Below are 19,261 nucleotides of genomic sequence, written 5' to 3' on the forward strand. Positions count from 1 at the left end.
TTTTTACTAAATATTTCATATTTAGCCTGGCAAAAGTCCACTTGCTCTCTATTCCCTCTCTATAATTAACATAGATTTTCATATCCTCTGCTGATTCAGCTGCTTAAGTAGTCTTTTTGGGAGTATTTTCTATGGCCTTTTTACGACAATTTTCTATACGTCAGCGTTTACTGCTGAATGCTATTACAGTGGCAGTGTCGATGTTAATTATGTTGGGGTTGTTACTGTTTCAAAGCAGCCAACTGACCAGATTGGCGGAACTGCGGCTTGAAGTGGAGCAACTCAATCTGAACGTGCTGCAGCTGCGACGCAGCGAAAAGGACTTCTTATTACGCTCAGATATCGAGTACCAGCAAAAGTTTAACCAGACTGCGACTGAACTGAATCAAAAAGCCGCTTTGTTATCGGAAGGGCTTTCGGCGCAAGACATAGATACAACGCCTTTAAAGTCCTTCACAGGTTTTACCAAAAGTTATCAGGACTTGTTTAATCAACTGGTGCAGTTATCCAGTCAGGTAGGTCTGGATCCTCAGTCTGGTTTATATGGCGAGTTAAGAGCTAAAGCTCATGAGTTGGAACAGTCTTTTAAAGACACCAACGATTTGTTATTGACGACTCAGTTACTGCAATTACGCCGTGCGGAAAAAGACTTTATGTTGCGGCTGGATTTAAAGTACCTCGAAAGCTTTAACAAAGGTTTTGCCGAATTCCGTAACCAAATTCAAAGCAATATCAGTGATACAACCCAAGCCCTGAAAATGCAGCAATTGGCTGACGCATACAGTGTTGCTTTTGTCCGTTTAGTCGAAGGTGAACAAAAAATTGGCCTGGCTCATGATCAAGGTCTGATGGGGCAAATGCGCGACGCCATTCATCAGACGGAAGAGAGTCTGGATTTAATGTCGGAGCAAACCGAAGCCGCAGTGAATAAAGCCAGTTCTGCCAGCCAGACCTTAGCTATCAGTTTATTTGTGTTAGTACTGGTGCTGGTGATAGCGCTGGTGCTGATGACCAGCAATAGTATTTTGCAGCCGATCCAAAAAGTTTGCGCCACCATAGGTTTAGTGCGTAAAGACAATGACTTCCGTTTGCGTGTTGCTGAAGAGGGTCAGGATGAAATGGCCACTTTAGCCAAAGACTTTAATCATATGTTGGCGGATGTGCAGGAACTGGTACGTAATGTGAATCAGGCACTGGAAATGCTGGATGTTGCTACTCATGAGCTGGCGAAGTCGACCGCTGAAACCAGTAAAGGTATGGCGCAACAGCAACTGGAAAGCGACATGGTGGCGACTGCTGTGACTGAAATGGGCGCTACAGTGGATGAAATCGCAGTGAATACTGAAAACACTGCAGCCAAAGCTCAGGACACTAACGCTAATGCGATGTCGGGTTTAAAAGAAGTGGAGCAAACCGTAAAGCGTATCAATGGTTTATCACAGGAATTACAGCAGGCTTCAGTCGTTCTGACCGAGCTGGAGCAAGATAGTACAACTATAGGTTCAGTGCTGGATGTGATCCGGGGTATTGCTGAACAAACCAACTTATTGGCGCTGAATGCGGCTATTGAGGCTGCAAGGGCAGGTGAGCAAGGTCGTGGTTTTGCTGTTGTTGCAGATGAAGTGCGTAGTTTGGCACAGCGCACTCAGGAGTCGACAGGTCAGATAGAAAAGATTATTTCCGGCTTACAGCAACGTACGAAGAACATTGTTGCTGTGATGCAAAATTGCCAGACACAAGGTAAAGAGAGTGCCAGCCAGGCAGGTTCCACTATTGAATTACTGCGGAAAATTACCAGCGATGTGGGCCTGATTATGGATATGACCACTCAAATTGCGACAGCTGTGGAAGAGCAAAGTTTAGTGGCTGCTGACGTGAATAAAAATGTGGTGCGTATTCGCGATATTTCTGAGGACTCACTGAGCATTTCTAAACACAACGCTCAGATCAGTGAAGAAGTGGCCAGTCAGGCCAGTATGCTGCATCAGACAGTGGATAAATTTAAGGCTTAATAAAGGCTGGGGTATTAAATGCAGCTGATGGTCAATAGACTTGTTTGATCATCAGCTGACTATCGCGGTTGCTATTGGCTTGTTTTAAGCGTTGTAAATAATCCGCCCAGAGTTCGTCCTGCTCTGCCGCCAGTTTTTCCAGATAAGCCCAGCTATACAAACCCGTCTGATGACCATCATCAAACACCAGTTTTACCGCATATTGGCCTACAGGCACTATCTGGCTGATCGCGACAGCTTTTTTATGGCTGACCAATTGTGGTTTGCCATGACCCCGTACTTCGGCCGAAGGCGAAAACACCCGTAAGAATTCAGCGCTAAAACTAAACAACTGCTCGTCAGAAAACTTAACGTCCAATATTTTACTTAAGCGATGATAATGCAGCACAGACACCTGCGGTTTTTTTGCAGCTGATGCCGGAGCAGAAGTCTGTGCTGTCATGGTATGGCCTTTACTAAAGCGTTATAAAATAAAACGGCTTAAATCTTCGTCCTGCACTAAAGCGTCCAGGTGCGAGTCGACATAAGTCGCGTCGATCAAAATTTGTTGACCGCTATGATCAGCAGCATCAAAGGAGATATCTTCCAGCAATTTTTCCATCACAGTATACAAGCGACGGGCACCGATATTTTCTGTGCGCTCATTCACTTGCCAGGCTGCATTGGCAATACGTTTAATGCCATCGTCAGCAAAGCTGATTTGCACGCCTTCAGTCGCCAGCATAGCCACACTTTGTTCGGTCAGCGAAGCTTTAGGCTCAGTCAGAATACGTTCAAAATCGTTAGCTGATAAGGCGTCCAGCTCTACCCGTATAGGTAAACGGCCTTGCAGCTCGGGTACTAAATCCGACGGTTTTGCCATCTGAAACGCGCCTGATGCAATAAACAAAATATGGTCAGTTTTCACCATGCCGTGTTTAGTGGTAACGGTACAGCCTTCGATGAGTGGCAGCAAATCACGTTGCACACCTTCACGCGATACATCTGGGCCACTGGTTTCGCCGCGCTTACAAATTTTGTCGATTTCATCGATAAAGACGATACCTGTTTGCTCAACGGCTTCCAGGGCTTTCAGTTTCAGCTCTTCCGGATTCACCAGGCGGGCTGCTTCTTCTTCCACCAGTTGTTTAAAGGCGTCTTTAATTTTCAGCTTGCGGCTTTTTTTCTTGTCTGAACCCAGGTTCTGAAACATAGACTGCAGCTGGGATGTCATTTCTTCCATACCAGGAGGGGCCATAATCTCTACACCCATTACAGGGGCAGATAACTCAATTTCAATTTCTTTATCATCTAACTGGCCTTCACGTAACTTTTTACGGAAGGTCTGGCGGGTACTGCTGTCTGATTCGCTGGTTTCAGCTTTACCCCATGCATCGCGGGCTGGTGGTAATAAAGCATCCAGAATACGCTCTTCCGCCGCTTCTTCAGCACGGAATTTGTTTTTTGCTACTTCCTGCTCTCGGAACATCTTCACTGCGCTATCGGTCAGGTCGCGGATAATACTTTCCACTTCTTTACCTACATAACCTACTTCAGTGAATTTAGTGGCTTCCACTTTGATAAAAGGCGCGTTCGCCAGTTTGGCCAGACGACGGGCGATTTCTGTTTTACCTACACCAGTTGGGCCTATCATCAGAATGTTTTTTGGCGTGATTTCCTGACGCAACGCTGGTTCCAGCTGCATACGGCGCCATCTGTTTCGCAGTGCGATAGCGACAGCACGTTTGGCATTAGCCTGACCAATAATATGGCGGTCCAGCTCGTGGACTATCTCTCTTGGAGTCATATCAGACATTCAAATTACCCTTACAATTCTTCAATGGTCTGGTGATGATTGGTATACACACAAATATCACCAGCTATGGTTAAGCTTTTTTCAGCAATTTCACGGGCGCTTAATTCAGTGTTGGCCAAAAGTGCAGTCGCAGCCGCCTGAGCAAAAGGTCCACCGCTGCCTATCGCGATTAAATCGTGTTCCGGCTGGATCACATCACCGTTGCCTGTAATGATCAGCGAACAGTTGGCGTCAGCCACAGCTAATAAAGCTTCAAGTTTTCGCAGCATGCGATCGGTGCGCCAGTCTTTTGCCAGCTCCACAGCAGCGCGCATTAAATGGCCCTGGTGCATTTCGAGTTTGGCTTCAAAGCGTTCAAATAAGGTAAAAGCATCGGCTGTGCCGCCAGCAAAACCAGCTAATACTTTGCCGTGATACAAACGGCGAACTTTGCGGGCATTGCCCTTCATGACGGTATTACCCAGTGAGACCTGGCCGTCACCTGCTATGGCAACATGGCCGTTGCGGCGTACAGAAACAATAGTGGTCATCAGAAGCCCTTTTTGGCTGAGGAAAACGGATTACCAAGGAGATAAGGGTGGGGATGTAGATTTTCAATGCCCTAAGCGCTGAAAGCAGCGCTTAGGGCATTGAGGAAGACGTTTAGGTGGCGACCGCTATACGGCATTCAACCACTTTTTGTCGCAGTAAACGGCTTCTGTCACTTTCTGCCTGACGTTTGCTGGTGTAAGGCCCTAAAGTCACGCGGAAAAACACGCCGTTTTTGCCTTCAATACGCCGCACTTCTGAAGGGTAACCAGCAAAAGCTACTTTGGCCTTCATTTGCTGTGCGGTTTCTATAGCACGGTAAGTACCACAAAACATTAAAAATGGACCTTTGGCTTCCAGCTCTTCAACCTGCACCTGAATTTCTTTGTTTTCCAGCTCTTTAATATACTGATAAGGCTCAGCAGCAGGCTTAGGTGGCAAGTCATCTTTTTTGGCAGACAACACAGGAGTCACCGGATCGTCCACCGGAGTTTTTTGTGATAAATGGTATAAAAACCATGCAAAACCAATCACTAATACACCAACCGTTATCACTAACGGCCAGGGGAAAGGTTTCACTGTTTTTGTATTCTTTTTTGGTCTGGGAGCGGCCCGACCTGCTTTGACATAATCTCTTTGTGGCATCTTCACAACTAAGGACAACTGGCCTGATGTCCCGCATTCTACTGCAGTTTTGTTAAAAAGAAATGATTAATTCAGGTCTTGTGGGTCCACATCCAGCTGCCATTTTACTTTGCGGCTTAAGGACCAACGGCTGATTTCGGTCAGTACAGAGTCCAAACTTTGGTGTAATTGTTTCCTGTCTTTGGCAAACAGCTGAATTTGCCAGCGGTATTTACCCGCCTTACGTTCCATAGGGCAAGCCAATGGCCCCAGTAGCTGCACTTGCGGCCAGTTTTTGTAATGGTCAGCCACTTTTTGCAGCCATTCTTTGCAGAGTTCCAGCTGATGCGCTTCTACTCTAAACAAAGCCAGGAACATAAAAGGTGGTAAAAAGGTTTGCTGCCGCTCTTTTAATGCACTGCGGGCAAAGGAGGCGTAACCATTCTGGATCACGTCCTGCAACAAGGCATGACCCGGATAATGGGTTTGAAGCAGCACTTTTCCTGGCTGTGAACCACGACCAGCGCGGCCTGATACCTGGGTTAATAATTGAGCCAATTGTTCAGGCGCTCTGAAGTCGTTGCTGTATAAAGCAGAGTCGACATCAATAATCACCACAAGGCCAACGTTAGGGAAATGATGGCCTTTGGCCAGCATCTGAGTACCTAAAATAAGCTGAGGTTCACCCTGTAATATCTGATCCAAAGCTTTCTGCAAACTGCCTTTGCGTCTGATGCTGTCTCTGTCCAGTCGGGTGACTGTGTGAGTTGGGAATAGCTGCTGTAACTGCTCTTCCAACTGTTCAGTGCCCTGACCCACAGGAGCCAGTTGAGTGCTGCCACAACCACCACATTGATGCGGCACACCTTTAGTCGCACCACAATGGTGGCACACCAACTGACGGCTTTGTTTATGAAAAGTAGTGAAAGCACTGCATCTGTGGCATTCGGTCATCCAGCCACATTCATGACAAATAAGAGCTGGCGCAAAACCACGGCGATTTAAAAACAGCAGTACTTGCTGGCCGAGTTTTAAATGTTGTTCGATACGTTGGCGGGTTAAACCTGCCATACCATGCATCATTTGCTGTTGTTTTAAATCCACCAGCTCGACTGTCGGCATCAACTGACCAGCGGCGCGGTCAGGTAATTCCAGATGAGCAAAGCGGCCTTGCTGCACATTGGCAAGACTCTCTAAGCTCGGTGTGGCTGAACCCAATAAAATAGGGCAGCCCTGAATAGAGGCGCGTTTAATGGCTAAATCACGGGCGTGATATCGAAAGCCGTCCTGCTGCTTAAAGGAGTTGTCGTGTTCTTCATCAATAATCAGCAAATCAAGCTTAAGGAAAGTCAAAAACAACGCAGAACGGGTACCAATCACTATAGCTAAATCACCGGTTTGGCAGCGTTGCCACACAGTAAAACGCTCCAGATCTGTCATATTCGAATGCCAGACCCCAACAGGTACACCAAAACGTTGTTCAAAACGGGCCAGGGTTTGAGGTGTTAAACCAATTTCCGGCACCAACACCAGCACCTGACCCCCTTGTTTTACCACTGGGCTTATCGCCTGCAAATAGACCTCAGTTTTGCCAGAGCCTGTGACCCCTTCGAGTAAAAAACAGCTAAAACTACCTAATGCTTGTTGTACTGCTGTAACTGCCAGCGCTTGCGCCGGATTTAAAGGCAAGGATTTTTGTTGTTCATCAGCCGTCTGATAAGGGCCGTATAAGAGTGGAGTAACTTGAGCCCAACCTTGTTCGACAAAATACTGCAGCTCTTTGCGCTGAAAATTCTCCAGCAACTGGATTTCAGTTTGAGGTTGTTGCAGCTGTTGCCATAAGGCCAGCCGTTTTTTAGCTGCTTTAAATTGCTCTGCAGTTAAATGCTGGCCAGCTTCGGTCAGGCTATAACTATGACCTTTGACCGGATCGGCATTTTTACCATCGCGTAATAAAGCGGGCAGAGCACTGGTCAAAACATCACCTAACGGATGATGGTAATAATCGGCGGCAAAACTGAGTAACTGGCGAATAGGGGCTGCTAATACCGGCGTTTGATCCAATACTTCGGTCACAGCTTTTAATTGAGTCGCATCGTAACTGTCGGTGGGGTTCAGTTGCCAGACAATACCTATCAGCTCGCGTTTACCAAAAGGCACTAAAACACGACAACCTGGGCTTACCTCTTTGTCACAAAGGTAATCAAAATGCACCCGAAGAGGAATGGGCAATGCTACCCGAATCACCATCACAGCTAAAATCCACCTGTTTTATCAATCAATTAGTTTAATGATCGGAGCAAGACAAAGCCATTAAAAATAAATTGGTCAATTTGTTGAAACTTTGAGCCTTACCAATTAAACTACGCGCCCTAATTTAACTGAAATTGCGTATGGTGTCTGACAAAAGTTGATCAGATAGCGATACGGCCTAACGAGGTAACCCATGAAACCAAGTATCCACCCGGAATACAAAGAGATCACTGCAACTTGTACTTGCGGTAATGCTTTCAAAACTCACTCTACACTGTGTAAAGACATCCACTTGGACGTTTGCTCAGCTTGCCACCCATTCTATACTGGTAAGCAGAAAGTGTTAGACGTAGGCGGCCGTGTTGACCGCTTCAAAAAACGTTTCGCAGTACTGGGCGCCAAGTAATTTCAGGCATCAGTCAAAAAAGGCACCTAGGGTGCCTTTTTTTATGGGTGTAAGCTTGCCCCCGCTTTGATGTTTACCCTAAGTAATTGGAGTTGTGGCAAGGCGGCAAGCCAGTGAGACCCTGGGAGCATAGTTGCCTATGCGACTAGGGCGAACGCGCGAAGCCAACGCCGCTACAGCTTCAAGAACGACGGGTAAAGAACGAAGGGTAACAAATCAGTGCTTTCATAATGTAGCCCACAACTATATATTAAACATATAGTTAACTTCCGGTTCTGGTTATGAGCGGTACTTTCTTTTTTGGCGAGTGGCAGGTTGATCCCAGCGCCAATACGCTGAGGCTTGGCAAACAGCTGATCCAGCTTGAACCTAAAGCTATGGATGTGCTGGTGCTGCTGTGCCAAAACGCCGGAGAAGTATTGAGTAGTGACGAGATTGTAAGCATTTGCTGGCCTCAAACCGAAGTGGGCGATAACCCACTGCATAAAATTATCACGCAAATTCGTAAGGCCCTTGGCGATAGCGCTACCTCCTCTACTTATATTGAAACCATACGTAAACGCGGTTACCGCACCCTGGCTCAGGTTACTTTTCCGCTGGGGCAGGAAGAAAGTGCCACACCACAAAGTTGGCAGGGTGGTTCGCCTTTTCCTGGCTTGCAGGCTTACGATGCCCGTTATGCCAAAGTGTTTTTTGGCCGTGGCAGCCAAATTGATACCTTATTGGAACGTATTGCACAGCAAGTGCACTACGGCAGAGCTTTTTGTTTAGTCTTAGGCCCAAGCGGCAGCGGCAAATCCTCGTTAATCAATGCTGGCGTGATGCCAAATTTGATGCAAAACAGCGGCTACAACGGCGTCAAGGTAGAGTCGTACAGCAGTCTGGATTTAGCTGACCTGACACCAGGCCAATTGCTGATGCAACTGGCCAGTGCTTTGCTCGACTGGGAAGTTGCAGACCAGCCCGTATTTGACGGCTGCAGTACCGAACAGCTCGCAGACAAATTACAACATCAGATGGACTGGGTGCTGCAAAGCTGCAAAAAAGCGCTACAAAACCAACACGAAAGCAAATCCCGTTTTGCCATTTTTATTGACCGGCTTGAAGTGCTGTTATCGTCGCCGCTGTTTAGTGAAGAAGAACGGCTGCTATTTATCGACCGGATGGAACAACTGGCCACTTCAGGTTTTGTGGTGGTATTAAGTGCCTGTCGTAACGAGTTTTACCCCTTACTAGTCACCTATCCCAGTTTAATGGCAGGCAAAGCCCGTGGGGCTCATTTTGACTTAGCGCCTCCAGGCAGAGCCGATTTGTTACAAATGATCCGCTTACCCGCCATAGCCGCCAATTTAAGTTGGGACTTAGACCCAAGCACCGCAGTGCCGCTGGATGAGCTGTTGTGCAGCGAAGCGGCCAGCAATCCCGATGCTTTACCTATGCTGCAATATACTTTGCAGGAATTGTATTTGCAGCGCAGCGATAGCAATCAATTGCTGTTTTCTGTCTATAAAAACTTAGGGGGTATTGAAGGCGCTATAGGTAAAAATGCCGAGCAGGCTATAGCACAGTTAAGCACAGCAGAAAAAGACAGCTTACCCAGGGTTTTATCTTTACTGGTGACTTTACGCGAAGACGAACAGTCCATCACCAGTCGTACAGCACTCTGGCAACAATTACAAAATGACGCTGAGCGATTTTTGGTGCAAGCCATGGTGGAACATCGTTTATTTGTCTCCCACCTGCAAAATGCTGTGCCTTGTTTCAGTATTGCGCACGAAGCTTTATTAAGGCGCTGGCCAAGAGCGACCGCCTGGATAGCAGAACATCATCAAAGTTTAAGTGTAAAAAGCCGCTTGCAGCATTTAACCAAACGCTGGCTGGCTGAAGATAAACACAGTGCTTATTTATTGGCCGACGGCAAGCCTTTAGCCGAAGCCCAGCAACTGGCGCAAAATGGCTTTTTTACGCTGGATGCAAACGAAAAAGATTTTATTCAGGCCTCAGGCAAAAGATCCAAACTAGTACGCACCAGCAGGCGATTAACTTTTGCCTTACTCTGTGTGCTGACTTTTACCGCAGTATTAATGAGCTTCAGAAGTTTTGAAGCCGAAAAACAAGCACAGCAAAAACGTTTAGCAGCCGAAAGTTTATTAGGTTTTATGGTGGGTGATTTTGCCGACAAATTACGCAGCATAGGCCGGATGGATTTATTAGACGGTATTAGCAATAAAGCGCTGGAGTATTTCAGCGACTTTTCTGATGCGGAAAAAGACCAATACCTAAGCACCCAGGCCCGTTTGCAGCATGGCCAAACACTGGAAGCTATGGGTGAAGTGGCTTATTCACGTAACAAAACCGATGAAGCCAAAACCGCCTTATTAGCAGCCAGAGACAAACTGGCACCAGTACTTGCTGAGCAGCCGGATAATTTAGAGCTGCTAAAAACCTTAGGCGCTAATGCCTTTTGGCTTGGGCAAATTCAGTACGATGCCAATAACTGGTTGGCCGCTAAACCTGAGTTAGAACTCTATTACAGTTATAGCCAAGCTATGTACAAAATAGCACCAGACAGTGTAGATGCCCTTATGGAATTATCTTACGCCACTAATTCTTTAGGCTCTTTGGCTATGAAATTGCAAGAGTTTGAGCAAGCCACTGCTTTTTTTGATGAATCGCTGAATCTTAAATCATTAGCAAAAGCCAAAGACCCAGCCAATACAGCCTTAATTGCAGATATAGCGGATACCCGCTCCTGGTTGGCCAGTGCGGCTTTAGCTAAAGGGGATATTCATAAAGCTATAGCTGTGCATCAGCAAATTCAGGCTGAATTTGAAAAAATGAATAATGAAGCTAAAACAGATGCTTATCTGCTGGAAAAAGTCCTTAATAGTTATTCTATATTGGCTTCTATTTATGAATATCAGGGGTTGTTCAAGTTAGCTTTTGCGAAAGTGTACCAGACCCATGAATTATTGAAGCAGGCTGTTAAGCAAGATCCAAGCAACAACGGCTGGCAAGTCAGTGCGTTTCATCACAAAGTCATTTTAATGCGATTAAATGCTAAGCAGGCAGATTCCCGAATAAAATACACGCCTGAATCATTGGAACAAGAGCTTGCTCAAAAGAAAACCGAATTTGGCAGCGAGCTGCAATTCCAGCGTGCATATAGCAACTGGTTGATCCAGTCTGCCCGTTACTATCAGGCAATAGGTCAATCACAAAAAAGTGCAGATGTTACATCGCAAGCGTTAGTTTTATATCAGGAATTATATGCAGTTGAACCTAACAGCCCCAGATTAGCACTTGCTCTCGCCGAAGCTGAATTATTGCGCGCTACGCACTATAAAACACAGTTGCAGCATGAAAAAAGTCAGCAATCTTGCGCCAGGGCAAAAAGTTTATTAGAGCCTTTGCAGCTAAAAGATAAAACACCTGATTATATTCAACCTTATGCCAGAGCTTTAAGTTGCCTTAATGAGCTTGAGCAACACCCTGAACTGCAACAGCTTTTACAAAAATCGGCTATCGTACTTACTACTTTTTAATTCTCGTTATTTAACTCAAACCAAGGAAAAGTTATGAACGCAACAAACTTAATTCAGGGCCCGGTTATTGAAGTCATGATTACGCTGGATGCCAATCAGGAGCCTAAAGTCACTTATCTGCAAGAGGGTGAGGTTTGCACTGGTAGTGTAGTGGTGACTTGTGGTGAAGATATTACCTACAGACTAGTCAATTCTGCTGGTTATGCTTTTATGGGCGCAGGTTTTTTAACCCCTTATGACAATATTATTGATGCTGTACAGGTATCTGCTGATGGCCAGGAACTGGTGCTGGTGGACGAAGATAGCGTATCAGGTACCACTAAGTTTCAATTGATTTTTACTAATACTACCAATAGCCTGTTGTTGTTAAGTCCAGATCCACAAATAATAAATAAAGGCCAACAACCACCTAAGTATTAATACTGCTTTTGAGTATGTGGTTTTAAGTACTTGATCCACTTCAGTGTTTAGCTTTCATAGCAGCTAGTAACTCTTAGCATAAAGCCCCAGTCGGGGCTTTTTCAGTGTTATAAAAGCCACTCTCAAGTTGTCCCCTATTTTCTCTTGTTTATTCGCTGTCCCGCTATTAGTATGGAGTCAGATTTGTCCTCATCTTAACCCTTTCAATTAAAAGGAATTAGCGTGAAAAAAACCTCCTTACTTTTTACTGCGTTATTAGCAACAGCGCCATTTTTAAGCTATGCCGCCACTCAACAAGAAATTGATCTGGCACTTGCCCCTGTAAAAACTAATGCTGATCTGCAACAGCTATTAAATTCAGCTTCGCCTTTAGATGCACTGGAACAGCATGTATTTCAGTTTGTCAGCAGTGTGAAGTTTTCGAAAAAAGGCCAGCAAATCAGCTTTGATAAAGAGCTGCTGGAAACCAATTTGTCGGCTACGGAAATTTATAAAATTCTGGCGCTATTTGGCCAACAAAGCAGCATAGGTCAGTATCAGGGCGCTGCTATTGTCACAGACACCGACAAATTATTATTAACAGGCTCCAGCTTGCCATTTTGTAATGCCGCCGATCCTATCGAAACCAGTGTCACCTTAGATAAAAATAAACAGGCGATATTTGGTTATGCCCAAAGTGGCGTTGTTTGTGACGGTAATGTCGAGCTGACTGAAAATACCACTATTACCTATGTGTTGGTGCAGGACAAAAAATCGCCTAAAGGTTTACGTTTAACAGGCGCTGGTTTTACCAACCCTTTTGACGGCCATATAGAAAAAGTAACGGTAAGTCAGGACGGCCAAAGCATTCAGCTGGAGAACAATATTGAAAACTCTGGTGTCAGCAAATACCAGTTTATCCTCGAGTCAGAAGAAAATGATTTGCTGCTAGTCAGCCCGGATCCGCAGATTATAAATAAAGATGTTAAGCCTCCTATGTAACCTTACCAAAGCTGTTGTGCTTGGCGGTAAAAGCTGAATAGTTGTCTTTATCAGCAGGTGTGAACAGGCTTTTTACTGCTGACACAAGCAACAGAGTTGAATAAAAAGCCCCTTGCTGGGGCTTTTTTAGTTTTTAGATGAAAATTATTTTATTTAAAATCAATGCTTTAAATCAGAAGGTTGCCGGAAGGTTTGTTTTTTCCATAAGTTCTAAAGTCATGCTCAGTAAACGCATCAATTGCGTCGGTATAAGGGCTTATGGAGCACAGACCTATGACACGTTCAGCACAAAGTAAAAGATTATATTTAACCTCTGCACCTGTAAGTGAAGCGAATGGCAGTAGTGCCGAGTTAAACCCTTCGCTTTATAACCGCAACGATGTAAGCCGGATAGATTTTTCTGGTGCTGGTGGTTATGCGGTGCCTCACCTTGAGTCTTTACCTGCTTTGATTGAGTATTTGTCTGAAGCTGTTTTAGTAGTAAATTCCAGCGGCAGTATTGTTTGCATCAACAGCAAAGCAGCGCAGTTTTTAGGCCATACCCAGGGGGCATTACGTGGTCATTGTTGGCCTGACTTTTTAGTCAAACGTTATCAGCTGAGTTATCAGAACATGGTGGATATGGGCCGTCGTGGTCTATTGTCACAGCTGCATAACCTGGCTGAAATGGCCATTATTTGTGCCAATGGTGATGTAAAAGATATCGAATTGTCGATGACCTATTTACCTTCAGATGATCCGCTGCTGGTGATTGTGATGCGTGATCTGACTTCCCATAAAGCGCAATGCCATAAATTGCATATGCTGGCCTGCACCGATCCTTTAACTGCGCTTGCCAACAGACGTCATTTTGATGAGATGTTGCAGAAGTACTGGGATGAATGCAATAAAACACAAAGCCCTGTTAGTGTACTGATTGTTGACGTCGATTATTTCAAGCAGTTTAACGATCAATACGGCCATATTCAGGGAGATGAATGTTTACGTCGTATTGCAGCTGCTATTTCATTGGCTGTTCCCCGTGGTCAGGGTTTAGCGGCCCGTTATGGCGGTGAAGAGTTTGCGCTGGTTCTGCCTTATCACGACGAAGCCATGACCAAAGCCGTGGCCTTAAAAGTGCAGCATTATGTGCGCCAGTTGAACTTCTGTGAGCAAGGATTACCTGAAGATTTATGCGTTAGCGTCAGCCAGGGCCATGCCAGTGAAATCAACGGCCAGTTCCGCACCCCATTTGCGATGTTATGTGCCGCAGATACGGCTTTGTATCGTGCAAAATCAGAAGGGCGGGATTGTATTAGCACCTGTTGCTAATTGCCCGAAAAAATCGTAGGGGCGAGGTTTATCCCCGCCCGTCTAATGATACCGCGGTGTCCATAGACGGGCCGGGACAAGCCGCGGCCCCTACAACCCGCCCGTCCATCAGATGGAAATAACAGGCGTTGCTGTCTGGAAGTTATGTTGCTGCTTTGCGGGCGACCATAAAGGTCGCCCCTACATAAACGCCTCGCTGCAAAGGGGCGTTTTTTATTTGGTTATTTTATTTCTTGGCTCAACTCTTTTGCCAAAACAGCTTAGCGCCTAAGATAAGCACCTCTGAATAGCTTTTAAGTTCTTGTTATGGCACTCCAACTTATCTCCCCAGATCAGTGGCAAACCCAAGCCTGGAAAAATGGCAGCGGCATTACCCATCAGCTCGCCCGCTCTGACGACAGCTTGGGTATGCGCTGGCGTGTATCTATAGCTGAAGTCGCCAGCGATGGTCCTTTTTCCCGCTTTGAACAAACCGACCGCATTATTATGCTGTTGCAAGGTAATGGCTTTTGTTTGCATGGCGCGGCAGAGCAAGCTGTAGTTTTGGATAAGGACTTAGTATCTTTTGCTTTTGCCGGTGAAACGGCCATTGAGTGCACTTTGATCAATGGGCCAGTGCGGGATTTTAATCTGATGACCAGGCGCTCTGATGTGAACGCTAGTTTGCAGGTGCTGTCTGTGACTGAACCCTTATCTTTAACTCTGGCCAATGAATCTTTGTTATATCTGGCTTCTGGTCAGCTTCAGCTGAGTTTCAAAGAGCAGAGCTATCAACTGGAAGCAGGGCAAAGCTTGTTATGCACAGCTGAGGCGGGGGAGTTGCAGATTAGAGCCAGTGCAAAGCCCTGTCGGTTGGTGTGGATCTGTATTCACTAACGACCTCTTTTACAAGCCAGACAAGGCGCGTAACATAAAGGCACTGATTTCCTGGCTGGCTTTATCGACAGACAAATGTAAAACGAAGCTGCCGCTTTTATCCCCTTAACCGCAAGCCGTTCAAAAATGGGTGGCCAAGGTTTTAAGACGAGGAGTGTCTGAGCGAGGAGCGGTAGCGACGAACGAGTTGCCGAGTCGCCTTGGACGCACTTTTTTGAGCGGGCTTTCGCAGCGGTCAGGGTCGCCTTTTCTTTGCGCCACTTTCTTTTGGCGACGCAAAAGAAAGCGGCTCGCCCACGGCGAAAGCGTTTTAACTGAGCATCAAATTTATTAAGGAATTTTCATGTCCAAACAACATTCCCCGGGCTTTCTGGCTGTGGTTGAAGATGCCAAAAGCAGGGTTAAAGAGCTGACTATTGCTGATTTACAACAGTTTCCGACACCTTATGTGCTGGTCGATGTGCGGGAAGATTTAGAGTGGCTGGCCGGGCATTTGCCTGCTGCTATTCATTTGGGCAAAGGTGTGATTGAGCGGGATGTGGAAAAAGCAGTGCAGGATAAACAGCAAACGCTGATTTTGTATTGTGGTGGTGGTTTTCGTTCGGCTTTAGCAGGCGATATGTTGCAGAAAATGGGTTATCAGGATGTCTGGAGTTTAGCGGGTGGTTATACAGCCTGGGTCAACGCAGGTTTGCCTTTGACTAAGCCGCAGCTGTAATGAACGAAGCGGGACGGGATAAACCCGTCCCCTACAGGGATATTTACTTCAACAGAGCTTCTGTTAAATGTGGGCGCATGCCTTTTAACATGGCGCCTAATACTTTTGGACTGCCTGCAACTATGTTGCCGCTGCGCAGGTAGTTGTTACCACCAGCAAAGTCACTGATTAGGCCACCGGCTTCACGTAAAATCAGCTCGCCTGCAGCAAAATCCCACGGCTTTAAACCAATTTCCCAGAAACCATCAAAACGGCCTGCTGCGACATAACATAAATCCAGCGCTGCTGAACCAGTGCGACGTACGTCTGCAGCCTGAGTCATCAGAGTTTTAAAGGTTTCGGTGTACGCATCTAAATGGTGTTTATGTTTAAACGGAAAACCTGTCGCCAGAATAGCGCCGCTTAATTCAGGTAAATTGGTGGTACGGATACGACGGCCGTTTAACTGAGCGCCTGCACCACGGGATGCTGTGAATACTTCACCACGTAATGGGTCAAAAACCACGGCTTGATCCAGTTTGCCCTGATGACGCAGAGCTATGGATACAGCAAAGTGAGGGATGCCTTTGATAAAGTTTGTGGTGCCATCAAGCGGGTCGATGATCCACTGGTAATCGCTATTGTTGTTGCCATATTCGCCGTTCTCTTCACCGATAATATCGTGATCCGGGAATGACTTACGTAAAACATGCACTATGGCCTGTTCTGCTTCTTTATCGATGTTGGTCACAAAGTCATTGGTGCCTTTCTGAGTCGTCTGAACTAAGTCCATTTGACCACAAGCTTTAGCGATGACATTACCTGCGCTGCGGGCAGCACGAATTGCGATGTTTAACATCGGATGCATAACGATTACCTTATTGTATAAAGAACAGTCAAAAGAGCGGCGCGTATTGTAGCCGCTGACAGGAAAAAGTAAAGACAAATCCCATGCCAGACAGAGGAAAGTACGACCACTGTGTCATACTTTTGTCATCAGCCAGGCTTAGAGTGAGCGCCACATCTTTACAGGTCCAATATCAAGTGAGCTAAGCCAATGAAATCTGTGCTGTATCTTATGCGTCATGCGACAGCTGATGTACGAACTTCGCTGGTGGATGAGGCCGATCGTTGTCTGAATGAAAAGGGCAGATTACAGGCTCGCCGTGTTGCGGCTTTTATGCAAAAACAAGGTTTGTTACCCGATCGTATTTTTTGCAGTCCACAAACCAAAGCCGTGCAAACGGCCGCTTTAGTGCGTAAAGATTCAGGGGTTAAAGTACCGGTTGAAGAGTGGCCCTGTTTATTGCCTTCAGTCACAGCCGCTGACGCAAAAGCTCATTTATTCAGCCAGTTGCAGGACAATGAAGCTGTGCTGCTGGTAGGGCATGAACCTGAACTGGCGTTACTCGTGAATGAATTATTAGGGCTGGATAAAACTTTTCTGGAACTGAAAAAAGCTTCTTTAACCTGTCTGGAGCTAGACTCTGAATCGACGGTGCCTGTGCGGCTTGCCTGGTCTGTGCCAGCTAAGTTTATGTAAGTCGAGCGGATAACAATAAAAGCGTGCTGACAACAACTGATTAAATTAATTCACTTGAATTGCGAATCATTCTTGTTTAGTCTGTGCGCCTTTGTTGTCGCTTTGAGGCTGTTATGTTGTCCTTACGCTCTCCTTCGCTATTAACTATTGCAGTTCTTACTGCTTTAAATTCAGTTCCTGCTTCTGCCCAGCAGTCAGATCAACAACCTTCAAATCAACTGCAAGCAGACAAAGATCTGGAAGTGATAGAGGTCAAAGGCCGTGCTCAGACTTTATATCGTGCTTCTCAAAGCAGTGTAGGAACCAGAACAGATACAGATTTAGAACTGATCCCACAAAATATTCAGGTGTTGCCTGAAGCGCTGATCCGCGATCAGGCGGCACGTCAGGTCACAGATTTATACCGCAGCATGAGTGGTGTCAGTGCTTTTAGTTACTCTGGTGTCACTTTTCGTGGTTTCCGTCAGGACGAGATTTTATATGACGGTGTAAGAGGCGACCCATTTAATGGTTTTGCTGTGCCTCAGTTGTTTAACGTGCAGGAAGTACAGTTATTAAAAGGCAGCAGCGGCGCTTTATACGGCAGCAGCGCTCCTGGTGGTTTAATTAACTATGTGACTAAAAAACCGCAGCGCACAGCGAAAAACCAGCTGGAATTAGGTTTAGGTAATGATGAGTACTGGCAGGGTTCACTGGAATTGAGTGGCCCACTCACAAAGCAGCAAGCCTACCGTTTTGGTTATTACCGTGATTCTGAGCAGCCGTTTCGCTGGAACACCAAAGTTGAAAACGAAATTCTGGATCTGGGCTATCTGATTGATCTGACCGACAGCACCAGTCTGACACTGCAATACAATACTGTAACTCAGGATTATCAGGGCGCCCGTTTACGGGGTGTACCTACAGATGATCAGGGGAATTTCCTCGGCGACAGAGCCTGGAACCATAATGAAGCCACAGATTTCCAGTCCTTAGAAGCAGATGTATGGCAGGTACGGGCCGATCATGAATTTAACAGCAACTGGCGCACCGATCTAACCTGGCGCCATTATGACAATACCGAACTGCAAAACTACCATGAACCTTTCTGTAGCTTTGATACAGATGGCGATGGTGTAGTGGATTATTGCCGCCGTCAGTTCAGGGATCAGCGCCGCGAAAATACTGCAGACAGTGTGACCTGGAACAATATTGTTGAATTCAGCACAGCGGGTTTGAATCATCAGCTATTGCTGGGTGCGGACACTATGACGCAGGACTCATACTTTTTAGGCCGCAACGTAGCGCCGATAGAGCAGGGCGGTAAGGCTTTGGGGATCAGTCTTATTAATCCTGTGTATGGCCTGACCTCGGCCGCTGATTATGATATCGACAGCATTAAATCCACTCCGACAGACACGACTGCTGTGCGCCAGGGTTTTTATCTGCAGGATCAGGTCGATTTAACTGCCAGCTGGAATCTGTTGCTGGGCGTGCGCTGGGATAGTTTTGAAGATAAAAACAATATGGCTTCATCCAAAGTGGATGGCAGCGACAGCTCCTGGCGTGTGGGTTCTACTTATCAGCTAACGGATTGGGTGCGTTTGTATGCACTCAAAGGCACTGGCTTTAGCCCACAGGCGACCGCATCTCAGGTGCCTGAAGTGGGTGGTCCTTTTGAAGCTGAGCAATCCAGTATTGTCGAAGCAGGCGCGCGTTTTTCTTTGTTGGATGATGCAATCCGCCTGAATGTGGCTACCTATGAAATGATCAGAAATAACATACTGCAGGCTGACCCTCGTGGTGATGTGGGCGGTGATGGCCGTGATGATCAAATCGCCCTGGGTGAAGTAAAAAGTAAAGGCGTGGAAGTAGACTTGCTTGGGGATTTAACCGACTCTTGGGTGCTGAATCTGAACTATGCCTACAACGATACCCGTATTGTCGAAAGCACCAGCGCTATTACTAATGCGGTGGGTGACAAGTTTGCTAATGCGCCGCAACATCAGATAGGGCTATGGAGCCGTTATGAGCTGGATAGCATCAACTCAGCTATAGCTGCGGGTATGGATTATGTCAGCGATCAGCTAAGCATTGATGGTCAGCATGTAAAATCCTACACAGTCTTTGATATGAGCTGGCAAACCCGTTGGCAGCAATGGTTGTTTCAGGCCAATGTGAAAAACTTGTTTGATAAAACTTATGCTACTGCTGGTTTTATTGAACGGACCGGACACTTTCCGGGTGAACCACGCCGGTTAATAGTGACCGCCAGTTATCAGTTCTGATAG

General features: G+C 46.2%; 16 protein-coding genes. 10 read left to right on the forward strand and 6 right to left on the reverse strand.

What is annotated here, in order from left to right; all coding sequences use genetic code 11:
• Positions 1 to 131 precede the first annotated feature (131 nt).
• Positions 132 to 2,012 (forward strand): methyl-accepting chemotaxis protein, encoded by a 1,881-nt coding sequence (locus LSG34_RS05025; protein ID WP_233007719.1) that lies wholly within the window; start codon positions 132 to 134, stop codon positions 2,010 to 2,012.
• A 31-nt stretch (positions 2,013 to 2,043) separates the two neighbouring features.
• Here the strand turns inward: LSG34_RS05025 and LSG34_RS05030 are convergent, their stop codons facing one another.
• From LSG34_RS05030 to priA, 5 genes are all read right to left on the reverse strand, one after another.
• The gene (locus LSG34_RS05030) at positions 2,044 to 2,454 is read right to left on the reverse strand and encodes a gamma-butyrobetaine hydroxylase-like domain-containing protein (protein WP_233007720.1); all 411 of its coding nucleotides are present in this window, start codon (positions 2,452 to 2,454) and stop codon (positions 2,044 to 2,046) included.
• 21 nt (positions 2,455 to 2,475) lie between these two features.
• A complete protein-coding gene (gene hslU, locus LSG34_RS05035) occupies positions 2,476 to 3,807 on the reverse strand; it encodes an HslU--HslV peptidase ATPase subunit (protein WP_233007721.1) in 1,332 nt (443 codons plus the stop codon).
• Positions 3,808 to 3,818: 11 nt separating this feature from the next.
• The gene (gene hslV, locus LSG34_RS05040; protein WP_046520987.1) at positions 3,819 to 4,337 is read right to left on the reverse strand and encodes an ATP-dependent protease subunit HslV; all 519 of its coding nucleotides are present in this window, start codon (positions 4,335 to 4,337) and stop codon (positions 3,819 to 3,821) included.
• Between the two features lie 112 nt (positions 4,338 to 4,449).
• Positions 4,450 to 4,914 carry an SPOR domain-containing protein gene (locus LSG34_RS05045; protein WP_233007722.1) on the reverse strand — a complete coding sequence of 155 codons (465 nt, stop codon included), beginning with the start codon at positions 4,912 to 4,914 and terminating at the stop codon, positions 4,450 to 4,452.
• A 132-nt stretch (positions 4,915 to 5,046) separates the two neighbouring features.
• Positions 5,047 to 7,209 carry a primosomal protein N' gene (gene priA, locus LSG34_RS05050; RefSeq protein WP_233007723.1) on the reverse strand — a complete coding sequence of 721 codons (2,163 nt, stop codon included), beginning with the start codon at positions 7,207 to 7,209 and terminating at the stop codon, positions 5,047 to 5,049.
• A 196-nt stretch (positions 7,210 to 7,405) separates the two neighbouring features.
• Here priA and rpmE point away from each other — a divergent pair, with 196 nt between their 5' ends.
• From rpmE to LSG34_RS05085, 7 genes are all read left to right on the forward strand, one after another.
• Positions 7,406 to 7,618 (forward strand): 50S ribosomal protein L31, encoded by a 213-nt coding sequence (rpmE, locus tag LSG34_RS05055; RefSeq protein WP_008899179.1) that lies wholly within the window; start codon positions 7,406 to 7,408, stop codon positions 7,616 to 7,618.
• A gap of 281 nt (positions 7,619 to 7,899) precedes the next feature.
• Positions 7,900 to 11,163 carry an nSTAND1 domain-containing NTPase gene (locus LSG34_RS05060; protein ID WP_233007724.1) on the forward strand — a complete coding sequence of 1,088 codons (3,264 nt, stop codon included), beginning with the start codon at positions 7,900 to 7,902 and terminating at the stop codon, positions 11,161 to 11,163.
• A gap of 33 nt (positions 11,164 to 11,196) precedes the next feature.
• A complete protein-coding gene (locus LSG34_RS05065) occupies positions 11,197 to 11,583 on the forward strand; it encodes a DP-EP family protein (RefSeq protein ID WP_233007725.1) in 387 nt (128 codons plus the stop codon).
• Between the two features lie 222 nt (positions 11,584 to 11,805).
• On the forward strand, positions 11,806 to 12,564 hold the full coding sequence (locus LSG34_RS20840; RefSeq protein WP_233007726.1) for a DP-EP family protein: 759 nt from the start codon (positions 11,806 to 11,808) through the stop codon (positions 12,562 to 12,564).
• A 273-nt stretch (positions 12,565 to 12,837) separates the two neighbouring features.
• The gene (locus tag LSG34_RS05075) at positions 12,838 to 13,875 is read left to right on the forward strand and encodes a sensor domain-containing diguanylate cyclase (protein WP_233007727.1); all 1,038 of its coding nucleotides are present in this window, start codon (positions 12,838 to 12,840) and stop codon (positions 13,873 to 13,875) included.
• A 306-nt stretch (positions 13,876 to 14,181) separates the two neighbouring features.
• Entirely contained in the window at positions 14,182 to 14,751 is a 570-nt protein-coding gene (locus tag LSG34_RS05080) for a HutD/Ves family protein (RefSeq protein ID WP_233007728.1), read from the forward strand.
• A 343-nt stretch (positions 14,752 to 15,094) separates the two neighbouring features.
• Entirely contained in the window at positions 15,095 to 15,469 is a 375-nt protein-coding gene (locus tag LSG34_RS05085; protein ID WP_233007729.1) for a rhodanese-like domain-containing protein, read from the forward strand.
• 43 nt (positions 15,470 to 15,512) lie between these two features.
• On the opposite strand, the gene suhB is transcribed toward LSG34_RS05085, so the two are convergent.
• Positions 15,513 to 16,316: an inositol-1-monophosphatase gene (gene suhB, locus LSG34_RS05090; RefSeq protein WP_127688418.1), complete on the reverse strand. Its 804-nt coding sequence runs from the start codon at positions 16,314 to 16,316 to the stop codon at positions 15,513 to 15,515.
• A gap of 189 nt (positions 16,317 to 16,505) precedes the next feature.
• Here suhB and sixA point away from each other — a divergent pair, with 189 nt between their 5' ends.
• Both sixA and LSG34_RS05100 read left to right on the forward strand, forming a co-directional pair.
• Complete coding sequence (gene sixA, locus LSG34_RS05095; protein ID WP_233007730.1) at positions 16,506 to 16,991, forward strand: phosphohistidine phosphatase SixA; 486 nt, start codon at positions 16,506 to 16,508, stop codon at positions 16,989 to 16,991.
• A gap of 113 nt (positions 16,992 to 17,104) precedes the next feature.
• Positions 17,105 to 19,258, forward strand: coding sequence for a TonB-dependent siderophore receptor (locus LSG34_RS05100; RefSeq protein ID WP_233007731.1), 2,154 nt, complete (start codon positions 17,105 to 17,107; stop codon positions 19,256 to 19,258).
• The last annotated feature ends 3 nt before the right edge of the window (positions 19,259 to 19,261 follow it).

It is taken from the genome of Rheinheimera faecalis (genome assembly GCF_021290965.1).
In the GTDB taxonomy this organism is placed as follows: domain Bacteria; phylum Pseudomonadota; class Gammaproteobacteria; order Enterobacterales; family Alteromonadaceae; genus Pararheinheimera; species Pararheinheimera faecalis.

Coding starts and splice junctions, on each gene's coding strand:
- hslV (WP_046520987.1), bottom strand. CDS start 4,337: ATGACCACTATTGTTTCTGTACGCCGCAACGGCCATGTTGCCATAGCA.
- LSG34_RS05100 (WP_233007731.1), top strand. CDS start 17,105: ATGTTGTCCTTACGCTCTCCTTCGCTATTAACTATTGCAGTTCTTACT.
- LSG34_RS05060 (WP_233007724.1), top strand. CDS start 7,900: ATGAGCGGTACTTTCTTTTTTGGCGAGTGGCAGGTTGATCCCAGCGCC.
- LSG34_RS05030 (WP_233007720.1), bottom strand. CDS start 2,454: ATGACAGCACAGACTTCTGCTCCGGCATCAGCTGCAAAAAAACCGCAG.
- priA (WP_233007723.1), bottom strand. CDS start 7,209: ATGGTGATTCGGGTAGCATTGCCCATTCCTCTTCGGGTGCATTTTGAT.
- LSG34_RS05075 (WP_233007727.1), top strand. CDS start 12,838: ATGACACGTTCAGCACAAAGTAAAAGATTATATTTAACCTCTGCACCT.
- rpmE (WP_008899179.1), top strand. CDS start 7,406: ATGAAACCAAGTATCCACCCGGAATACAAAGAGATCACTGCAACTTGT.
- LSG34_RS05065 (WP_233007725.1), top strand. CDS start 11,197: ATGAACGCAACAAACTTAATTCAGGGCCCGGTTATTGAAGTCATGATT.
- LSG34_RS05085 (WP_233007729.1), top strand. CDS start 15,095: ATGTCCAAACAACATTCCCCGGGCTTTCTGGCTGTGGTTGAAGATGCC.
- hslU (WP_233007721.1), bottom strand. CDS start 3,807: ATGTCTGATATGACTCCAAGAGAGATAGTCCACGAGCTGGACCGCCAT.
- suhB (WP_127688418.1), bottom strand. CDS start 16,316: ATGCATCCGATGTTAAACATCGCAATTCGTGCTGCCCGCAGCGCAGGT.
- LSG34_RS05080 (WP_233007728.1), top strand. CDS start 14,182: ATGGCACTCCAACTTATCTCCCCAGATCAGTGGCAAACCCAAGCCTGG.
- LSG34_RS05025 (WP_233007719.1), top strand. CDS start 132: ATGGCCTTTTTACGACAATTTTCTATACGTCAGCGTTTACTGCTGAAT.
- sixA (WP_233007730.1), top strand. CDS start 16,506: ATGAAATCTGTGCTGTATCTTATGCGTCATGCGACAGCTGATGTACGA.